Here is an 8,909-nt window from a genome sequence, read left to right on the forward strand (position 1 = left end):
CGCCGCCGGCCCCAGTTGCCGCGGCGCCGGTCGTCAAGGTGCCGGCACCCGCCGCCAGCCCGGCACCCGCTGCCGCGCCGGCGGGCGATCCGGCGAAGCTCGTCGCCGGCCGCGTCGAAGCCTGGCGCCAGGCCTGGGAGGCCAAGGATTCCGGGCGCTACCTGGGCTTCTACGGCAGCGCCTTCGTGCCGGCCGACAAACGCAGCCGCAGCGCCTGGGAGGCCGACCGGCGGGTCAAGCTCGACAAGAAGGGCGACATCCGCGTGCAGTTGAACGCGCCCACCTACAAGGTCGAGGGCGAGGTGGTGTCGGTGACCTTCGAGCAGCGTTACCAGTCGGGCAATTACAGCGATACCGGGCGCAAGCAGCTCGAATGGGTGAAGGAAGGCGGCGAATGGAAGATCCGCCGCGAAGCCCAGCTCTGAGCCCGGCAACTCAGGCCGCCTGCCAGCGGTTGCCGCCGCTGTGCTTGGCGGCATACATGGCCCGGTCGGCCTGACCCATCAGGTTGGCCAGGGCGTAGCCGTTGTCTGGATAGACCGCGACCCCGATGCTCGCGCCGAGCATTCGGCCGGGGCAGATCTCGTCCGGAATCCGGGCGATGGCGGCCAGCAGGCGGCCGCAGAACTGGTCGATGTGGGCGGGCTCGTGAAGATTGGGGCACAGGATCGCGAACTCGTCGCCCCCCAGGCGGGCCGCCGTGTCGGTGGCGCGGGCGGTGGCATCGAGGCTCGCGGCCAGGGCAATCAGGATGCGGTCGCCGGTGGCGTGGCCGAAGCTGTCGTTGATCGGCTTGAAGCCGTCCAGATCGAGCATCAGTACGGCACCGCAGCTGCCGTCCACTTCGGCGCGGGCCAGCACGCCGAGCGCCGTTTCGGTGAAGGCCTTGCGGTTTGCGAGGCCGGTCAGCGGGTCATGGCGGGCCAGTTCGCGCCAGCGCTGGCGATCGGTTTCGGTGGCGCGGAACTGGCGCAGCAATCCCACCACGATGGCGAGGAAATTGCCCAGCGCGAGGACGAAGGCGCCGGTCTGGATTGCCCGCAGGTCGCGTGATCGCCGCACCGAGTCGTGCTCCAGGGCGGTGGTGAGGCTGTTCATCAGCGACAGCACTTCGCGGTTGTGGCGCACCATGTAGTCGGCCGCCGCCGCGTAGTGCGGCCCGTCGCGCGAAGCGGGCGTGGCGCCGTGGAGCATCGCCTTGAGCGGGGCGACGATGGCGCGGGCCTCGCGGACGGCGCGGGCCGCTTCGCCGGTGACGGCCTTCAGCGTGACCGGGGTGTCGTCGCCGCCGAGGGTCTGGCCGCTCTCGGCAAAGGCGGTGAGGGTCTGTTCGAACAGGCCGAAGGCGGTGGCCAGTTCGTCGGCCGCGGCGGCCCGGGTGGCCGGATCGGCGGCGCCGTTGGCGAGCAGCAGTGCTTTGGTGGTCTGCTGGGAGAGCATCCGCTGGCGCCCGGCGAGGTTGATGGCCACGGCGTCGTCGGCCAGTTGGTCGGCCAGCCACAGGTTGATGACCAGTACCGTCAGATCCAGCAGCACGAACAGCACGATGGCCGACACGAAGCGGCGCGTGGAGCCGAGGAGGGCGCTGACCGGGATGGACATGGCGATATCGGGTGGGTCGCTGGGCCTGGGCCGGGACGCAACCGGAAGATCGGAATGCCAGATTATCGACGCCCGGCGCCGCTTTGTTGAGGGGGACGCCCAAAAAAGATGCGGCCCACAGGCCGCATCCGGATGACGAAGGCGAGCGCCCGCGTCAGTCGTTGAAGCGCGCCTCGAGGGCCGCGATGGCGGGCAGGGTCTTGCCTTCGAGGAACTCGAGGAAGGCGCCGCCGCCGGTGGAGATGTAACCCACGTCGTCGGCGATGTCGAACTTGGCGATGGCCGCCAGGGTGTCGCCGCCGCCGGCGATGGAGAAGGCTTCGGAGTGGGCGATGGCGGAGGCCAGCATCTTGGTGCCGCCGGCGAACTGGGGCAGCTCGAACACGCCGACCGGGCCGTTCCAGACGATGGTGCCGGCGTTGGCGATGATCTCGCCCAGGCGCGCGGCGCTCTTCGGGCCGATGTCGAGGATGCGGTCGTGGGTGGCCACGTCATCGACGGAAATCTTGTTGGCGCGAGCCAGGGCGGAGACTTCGTCGGCCACCACCACGTCGGTGGGCAGCGGCACTTCGGCGCCGCGCTCCTTCATCATGTCCATGATCGCGTGGGCTTCCTTGACCAGATCGGGCTCGGCCAGCGAGTCGCCGATGCGCTTGCCGGAGGCCAGCAGGAAGGTGTTGGCGATGCCGCCGCCGACGATCAGTTGATCGACCTTGTCGGCCAGCGACTTGAGGATGGTGAGCTTGGACGACACCTTGGAGCCGCCGACGATGGCCACCAGCGGGCGGGCCGGGGCGTGCAGGGCCTTGCCCAGCGCGTCGATCTCGGCGCCCATCAGGATGCCGGCGCAGGCCACCGGGGCGAAGCGGGCGATGCCGTGGGTGGTGGCTTCGGCGCGGTGGGCGGTGCCGAAGGCGTCGTTCACGTAGATGTCGCACAGCGCGGCCATCTTTTTGGCGAGTTCTTCGTTGTCCTTCTTCTCGCCCTTGTTGCAGCGGCAGTTCTCGAGCAGCACGACCTCGCCCGGGGCGACGGCGACGCCGTCCTCGACCCAGTTCTGGATCAGGCGCACCGGCTTGCCGAGGAGCTGGCCGAGGCGCACGGCGACCGGCGCCAGGGTGTCGTCGGCGGTCAGGGTGCCTTCGGTCGGGCGGCCCAGGTGGGAGGTGACCATGACCGCCGCACCGCCTTCGAGGGCGTACTTGATCGACGGAATCGAGGCGCGGATGCGGGTGTCCTCGGTGATGTTGCCGGCTTCGTCCTGGGGCACGTTGAGGTCGGCGCGGATGAAGACGCGCTTGCCGGCGACGTCGAGGTCGGTGAGTTTCTTGACTTGCATGATGATGTTTTTCGTGGCGTCGGAATGAAAAACGCCCCGCACGGGGCGGGGCGTCGCTACGGCAGGATTACTTGGCGTTCACGTAGGCGCGGGCGGCGTCGAGCATGCGGCAGGAGTAGCCCCACTCGTTGTCGTACCAGGCCAGCACCTTGACCAGCACGGAACCGTCTTCGCCCTTGATGACGCGGGTCTGGGTGGCGTCGAAGGTCGAGGAGACGGTGGTGTGGTTGAAGTCGGACGACACCAGCGGCTCGGTGTTCACGGCCAGGACGCCCTTCAGCGGGCCGTTGGCGGCGGCGGTCATCAGCGCGTTGATTTCTTCCTTGGTGGTGGCGCGCTCGGCGGTGAAGGTGAGGTCCACCAGCGAGACGTTGATGGTCGGCACGCGCAGGGCGAAGCCATCCACCTTGCCGACTAGCTGCGGCAGCACCAGGCCGACGGCCTTGGCGGCGCCGGTCTTGGTTGGGATGATGTTGGCGGCAGCGGCGCGGGCGCGGCGCAGGTCCTTGTGGCGGACGTCCACGGTCACCTGATCGTTGGTGTAGGCGTGGATGGTGGTCATCAGGCCCTGCTTGATGCCGACGCTGTCGGCCAGGATCTTGGCGACCGGGGCCAGGCAGTTGGTGGTGCACGAGGCGTTGGAGACGACGGTCATGTCGGCACGCAGCGCTTCTTCGTTGACGCCCATGACGATGGTGGTGTCCACGTCGTCACCGCCCGGGGCGGAGATCAGCACGCGCTTGGCGCCCTGGTCGAGCAGCGCCTGGGCCTTGGCCTTGGTGGTGTAGGCGCCGGTGCATTCGAGCAGCACGTCCACGCCGTGGCTGCCCCAGTTGACGCCCTTCGGGTCCTTGGTGGAGTAGAAGGGGATCTTCTTGCCGTCGATGATGATGACGTTATCGCCTTCGGTTTCGACGGAGGTCGCAAAGCGGCCGTGGGTGGTGTCGTACTTGAGCAGGTGGGCGTTGGTGGCCAGATCGCCGGAGGCGTTGATGGCGACCACTTCGAATTCGTTCTGCAGACCTTGCTCGTAAATGGCGCGCAGCGTGCAGCGACCGATACGACCGAAACCATTGATGGCGACCTTGATGCTCATCGAGTCTTCTCCCTAGTTAAATACACGAAACCGAAATCATGTTGCTTGAGGCGCCCGAGGGCGCCATGCGTATCTGTGCGACCCGTCGCCGGATCAGGCGAGCACCTTGCGGACCGCGGCCGCCACCGCGTCGGCGGTGATGCCGAAATACTTGAACAGCTCGCCGGCCGGGGCCGACTCACCGAAGCGGTCGAGTCCGATGACCTCGCCTTCAAGGCCCACGTACTTGCGCCAGCCGTCGGTGACGCCGGCTTCCACGGCGACGCGGGGCAGGCCCTTGGGCAGCACCGCGGCGCGGTAGGCGGCGTCCTGGCGGTCGAAGACGTTGGTGCTGGGCATCGACACCACGCGCACGGCGACGCCATCAATGGCGAGTTGTTTCTGGGCGGCCAGGGCGAGGGCCACTTCGGAGCCGGTCGCTATGATAACGGCTTGCGGCGAAACCGGCTGTGACGCAGTGCCTGCTTCGGACAGCACGTAGCCGCCACGGCGGATGTCGGCGGTCTGCGCGGCGCTGCGCGGCTGGAAGGGCAGGTTCTGGCGCGAGAAGGCCAGCGCGCTGGGGCCGCTGGCGCGTTCGATGGCGGCAGCCCAGGCCACGGCGGTCTCGGTGGTGTCGCAGGGGCGCCAGACGTCCATGTTGGGGATCAGGCGCAGGGAGGCGGTCTGCTCGACCGGCTGGTGGGTCGGGCCGTCCTCGCCGAGGCCGATGGAGTCGTGGGTGAATACGAAGATCTGGCGCACCTTCATCAGCGCCGCCATGCGCAGGGCGTTGCGGGCGTATTCGCTGAACATCAGGAAGGTGGCGGTGTAGGGAACCAGGCCGCCGTGCAGCGCGATGCCATTGGCGATGGCCGCCATGCCGAACTCACGCACGCCGTAGTAAACGTAGTTGCCGCCGGTCGTGCGGGAGACGCCCTTGGCGCCGGACCACAGGGTGAGGTTGGAGCCAGCCAGGTCGGCGGAGCCGCCGAGGAGTTCGGGCAGCTTGGGCGCGAAGGCTTCGATGCTGTTCTGGCTGGCCTTGCGGGTGGCGATGGTCTCGCCCTTCTCGGCAACCTTGGCGAGCACGGCATCCACGTGGGCCGCCCAGTCGGAGGGCAGCTCGCCGGCCATGCGGCGGGTGAATTCGGCGGCGAGCTCGGGGAACTCGGCGGCGTAGGCGGCGAAGCGGGTGTTCCAGTCGCCTTCAAGCGCGGCGCCCTTGGCCTTGGCGTCCCAGGCTTCGTAAACGTCGGCCGGGATCTCGAACGGCGGGTGGTTCCAGCCGATGTAGGCGCGGGCGGCTTCGATCTCGGCGGCACCCAGGGGGGCGCCGTGGACGTCGTGGCTGTCCTGCTTGTTGGGGCTGCCGGCGCCGATGATGGTCTTGCAGCAGATCAGCGACGGCTTGCCGGTTTCAAGCTGGGCGGCCTTCAGGGCGGCCTCGATGGCGACCGGGTCGTGGCCCTGGACGTCGCGCACGACGTGCCAGCCGTAGGCTTCGAAGCGCTTCGGGGTGTCGTCGGTGAACCAGCCTTCGACGTGGCCGTCGATGGAGATGTTGTTGTCGTCGTAGAAGGCGATCAGCTTGCCCAGGCCCCAGGTGCCGGCCAGCGAGCAGGCTTCGTGGGAGACGCCTTCCATCAGGCAGCCGTCGCCCAGGAAGACGTAGGTGTGGTGATTGACGATCTCGTGGCCGGGGCGGTTGAAGTCGGCGGCGAGGATCTTCTCGGCCAGCGCCATGCCCACCGCGTTGGTGATGCCCTGGCCCAGCGGGCCGGTGGTGGTCTCGACGCCCGGCGTGTAGCCGACTTCCGGGTGGCCCGGGGTCTTGCTGTGGAGCTGGCGGAAGTTCTTCAGATCGTCGATGGACAGATCGTAGCCGGTGAGGTGCAGCAGGGCGTAGATCAGCATCGAGCCGTGGCCGTTGGACTGGACGAAGCGGTCGCGGTCGGCCCATTTGGGATTGGCCGGGTTGTGGCGCAGATGGCGGCGCCACAGCACTTCGGCGATCTCGGCCATGCCCATCGGGGCGCCGGGGTGACCGGAATTGGCTTTCTGGACGGCGTCCATGGCCAGCGCGCGGATCGCGCCAGTCAGGGGAGTGAAGACGGGCGGCTTGACGTTACGCGAAGAAGACATCGAATGAACCTTCGGCCGGGGGAGCGGCGCGCAAAGACCGTAATTATCTTTGATTTCAGGGGGCTTGGGTAGCCTTGACGGGCCGAATGCGGGCGTTGGCGGCGTCACGGTCGGGGCGGGAAAAGTCCGGCATAATCCGTGCCGACTTACATTCTCTTACAACGGTGGTCGCCGATGAGTCTTCTTTCGCGTCCGAGCGCCTTGCTCCTGGCTGTCGCCACGCTGCTGCTGGGCGCGTGCGGTGGCATGAAATACACCGTCGACGACGGCCGCAAGGTGAATGAGACGCTGCTCGGCAACCTGCGCCTGCTGGGTCATGGCGAGCGGGCCCTGCGGCCGGCCATCGTGCGTTCGGCGGGCCTCAAGGACCCGGACTGCAGCCACCAGTGGGAGCTGCCCTTCAGCGTGGCGACGAGCTACGAGTGGGAGGAGGACGACCGGGTGGCCTGGGTTCGCGCGCTGCAGGTGGATGAGCGCCTCACGGTGGTCGCCGCGGCGCCCGACATCGGTCTCGCCCCCGGCGACAAGCTGGTCGAGATCAAGGGCTACAAGCGCGACGACGCCAACAAGATGCTGACCGAACTGGCCGAGCTGCGCGACGACGGCAAACCGTTTCCGGTCAAGACGGCGGCCGGCAAGACGGTGACCGTCAAGCCGCTCGAGGTGTGCCGCGGCTACGCCCGTCTGGCGCCGCCGGTGACGCCGGGCTACCAGGATTTCCACTGGCTGATGAGCATCCATCCGCTCGAGATCTTCGGGCCGCAGATCACGCCCGACGAGGCGCTGTGGATGGTGTTGTGGACCCAGGGCCTGTCCGAGGAGGGCGGCACCCGGATGAAGACCTTCCACTACACCAAGGAGGTCGTGTCCACGCTGTTCGAGATCGCCTCGCTGGCGACCGGCCTCAACGCCGCGGCGCAGGCGGCCAAGGTGGCGGCCAACCAGGCGGCCCAGGCGGCGGCTGCGGCGGCGGCCAAGTCGGCCTCGGAAGCGGTGGCCAAGCAGGCGCTTGAGGAGGCGGCCAAGAAGCTCGCCGAGCAGGCGGCCCAGGATTACGTGCAAAAGATCGGCGAGGAAGTCGTCAAGTCGGTCGGCCGCCAGGCCGGCAACGTGCTGCGCGACACCTTCATGGCGCGGATGGGGATGTCGGTGTCGAGCCTGTCGTGGGTCGCCACCACCGCGTTCGACGATGCCGACCGCTGGGCCTACGACCGCATCGGCAAGCTCGGCGGCGATCCGCTGGCCGGTGCCACGTTGCACCAGAAGCTCCTCGACCAGAACCGGGTGAGCAACGTATTCGTGTTCGACGAGGAGCGGCTCGCCAAGCTCGGCACCCTTGCCCGCCAGACCCAGCGCGGCGACATGCTTGCCGCCGTGCTCAAGGGCGCCTCGCTGGAGGCGTTTACGCTCAAGCTGTCAGACCTGCCCAGTGCCTCCGACGAGATCGGCGGCATGGCGCTGCAATCCGACAGCGACGACATCCAGCCCCTGGCCGGCGTCGGCCAGAGCGGCCTGATCGACACTTTGCTGAGAATGCCCCTCGAATCGGGCACCGAGTGAGCCATGAAAATCGTGCGAATCCCTGACCTCGGGGCCGGCCTCGCCGCCGCCCTGCTGGCCTCCGTGGCCGTTGCCGAGGGCATGCCGTCGGCGGCCATGCCCGACGCGTCGGCCCCGGCGGTCGATTGCCCGGCCCTGATGCAGCAGGCCGAGATGACCTTCGAGCGCGGCCAGCAGGCCGCCGCGGCGCGCCAGTGGAAGGAGGCGCGTCCGCTGCTCGCCGATGCCAGCAGCGCCTTCCTCACGGTGGCTGCCGGTTGCCCGGCGGTGGCGGCGCAGGCCAACAGGCAGGGCGACAAGGCGAGCGCCGCGCTCAAGGCGGCGGAGGCCGCTTCCAGCCACCAGAGCGACTGCCTGCCGCGTCTGGACAAGGCGCTCGACCTGGACATCCGCGCCGCCGCCGCCCGTGGCGAGAAGGGCGACCCGGCCCAGATCGAGCGCCTGCTGGCCGACGCCGAGTCCACCTGGCGCGAGGCGGCCGAGATGTGCCAGTCGCCCCACAAGGAAAAAGCCGAGAAGAGCCTCGCCGCGACGATTCGGGTGCGCGCCGCCAACGCCGAGCTGCTGTCCGCCGGCCCGGCCTGCGACGCCGCCTGGAAGAGCGCCGGCTCGCTCGGCGACTACGCCCGCGCCGCGTGGAAGGAAAAGCGCTGGGACGACGCGGCGATGCTCTACGGCAAGGCGGTGCTGGCCTGGGAGGGCGCCGCCGACAAATGCCTCGGCAGCCGCCAGCAGCAGGCGATGCGCAAGGTCGAACAGACCCAGGTCGATGCTCACAACGCCGAGCATTGCGGCCCGCTGTGGGATGCCGCCACCGATCTCAGCCAGCATCTGCGCACCGCCGGCGCGGCCGTATCGGCCACCGAGAAGGACGTCCTTTCGGTAAGGGCCGAGGTGGCCTGGCGGGACGCCGTCGTACAGTGCCGGGGTAATCCCCAGGCCCTGGCGCGGACCAACGCCGACGCCATCGCCCGTGAGCGCGGCACGCCGCTGCCGGTCAATGCGATGGCCTTGTACGGCAGTCGCAAGGCGCCGCCGCCCGCCATCGTGTCCAATCAGCCGGTGATCACGCCGGTGGTGGCCGCGGCCCCGGCGGCGCTCGCGCCCGTCGCGACGAAGGCGCCGGCCAGTGCCACGGTGGCCACGCCTCCGCCCGTCGCCGCGCCCGCGCCCACCGTGGCGGCAGCC

General features: G+C 69.0%; 6 protein-coding genes and 1 pseudogene. 3 read left to right on the forward strand and 4 right to left on the reverse strand.

Annotated elements, in window-relative coordinates; genetic code table 11:
• A pseudogene (locus ACE3P2_RS14055) lies at positions 1–425 on the forward strand (DUF4440 domain-containing protein); the annotation flags it as partial.
• A 10-nt stretch (positions 426–435) separates the two neighbouring features.
• Here ACE3P2_RS14055 and ACE3P2_RS14060 read toward each other — a convergent pair.
• The 4 genes from ACE3P2_RS14060 to tkt all read right to left on the reverse strand — a co-directional run bounded on the left by ACE3P2_RS14060 (position 436) and on the right by tkt (position 6,161).
• Positions 436–1,602, reverse strand: a complete 1,167-nt coding sequence (locus ACE3P2_RS14060) for a diguanylate cyclase domain-containing protein (RefSeq protein ID WP_374265512.1) — start codon at positions 1,600–1,602, stop codon at positions 436–438.
• Positions 1,603–1,756: 154 nt separating this feature from the next.
• Positions 1,757–2,941, reverse strand: a complete 1,185-nt coding sequence (locus ACE3P2_RS14065) for a phosphoglycerate kinase (RefSeq protein WP_374265514.1) — start codon at positions 2,939–2,941, stop codon at positions 1,757–1,759.
• A gap of 67 nt (positions 2,942–3,008) precedes the next feature.
• Positions 3,009–4,037: a type I glyceraldehyde-3-phosphate dehydrogenase gene (gene gap, locus ACE3P2_RS14070; protein ID WP_374265516.1), complete on the reverse strand. Its 1,029-nt coding sequence runs from the start codon at positions 4,035–4,037 to the stop codon at positions 3,009–3,011.
• A gap of 93 nt (positions 4,038–4,130) precedes the next feature.
• Entirely contained in the window at positions 4,131–6,161 is a 2,031-nt protein-coding gene (gene tkt / locus ACE3P2_RS14075) for a transketolase (protein ID WP_374265518.1), read from the reverse strand.
• 174 nt (positions 6,162–6,335) lie between these two features.
• On the opposite strand from tkt, the gene ACE3P2_RS14080 reads away from it, so the two are divergent.
• Together ACE3P2_RS14080 and ACE3P2_RS14085 are read left to right on the forward strand one after the other, a co-directional pair.
• A complete protein-coding gene (locus ACE3P2_RS14080) occupies positions 6,336–7,721 on the forward strand; it encodes a hypothetical protein (protein ID WP_374265520.1) in 1,386 nt (461 codons plus the stop codon).
• A gap of 3 nt (positions 7,722–7,724) precedes the next feature.
• On the forward strand, positions 7,725–8,909 hold a 1,185-nt coding region (locus tag ACE3P2_RS14085; RefSeq protein WP_374265522.1), incomplete at its 3' end, for a hypothetical protein.

The sequence above is a fragment of the Zoogloea sp. genome, from assembly GCF_041911615.1.
GTDB lineage: Bacteria > Pseudomonadota > Gammaproteobacteria > Burkholderiales > Rhodocyclaceae > Zoogloea.

Bases quoted from the DNA above. Each gene is read 5' to 3' on its own strand.
- ACE3P2_RS14060 (WP_374265512.1), bottom strand. From the start codon at position 1,602: ATGTCCATCCCGGTCAGCGCCCTCCTCGGCTCCACGCGCCGCTTCGTG.
- ACE3P2_RS14065 (WP_374265514.1), bottom strand. From the start codon at position 2,941: ATGCAAGTCAAGAAACTCACCGACCTCGACGTCGCCGGCAAGCGCGTC.
- gap (WP_374265516.1), bottom strand. From the start codon at position 4,037: ATGAGCATCAAGGTCGCCATCAATGGTTTCGGTCGTATCGGTCGCTGC.
- tkt (WP_374265518.1), bottom strand. From the start codon at position 6,161: ATGTCTTCTTCGCGTAACGTCAAGCCGCCCGTCTTCACTCCCCTGACT.
- ACE3P2_RS14080 (WP_374265520.1), top strand. From the start codon at position 6,336: ATGAGTCTTCTTTCGCGTCCGAGCGCCTTGCTCCTGGCTGTCGCCACG.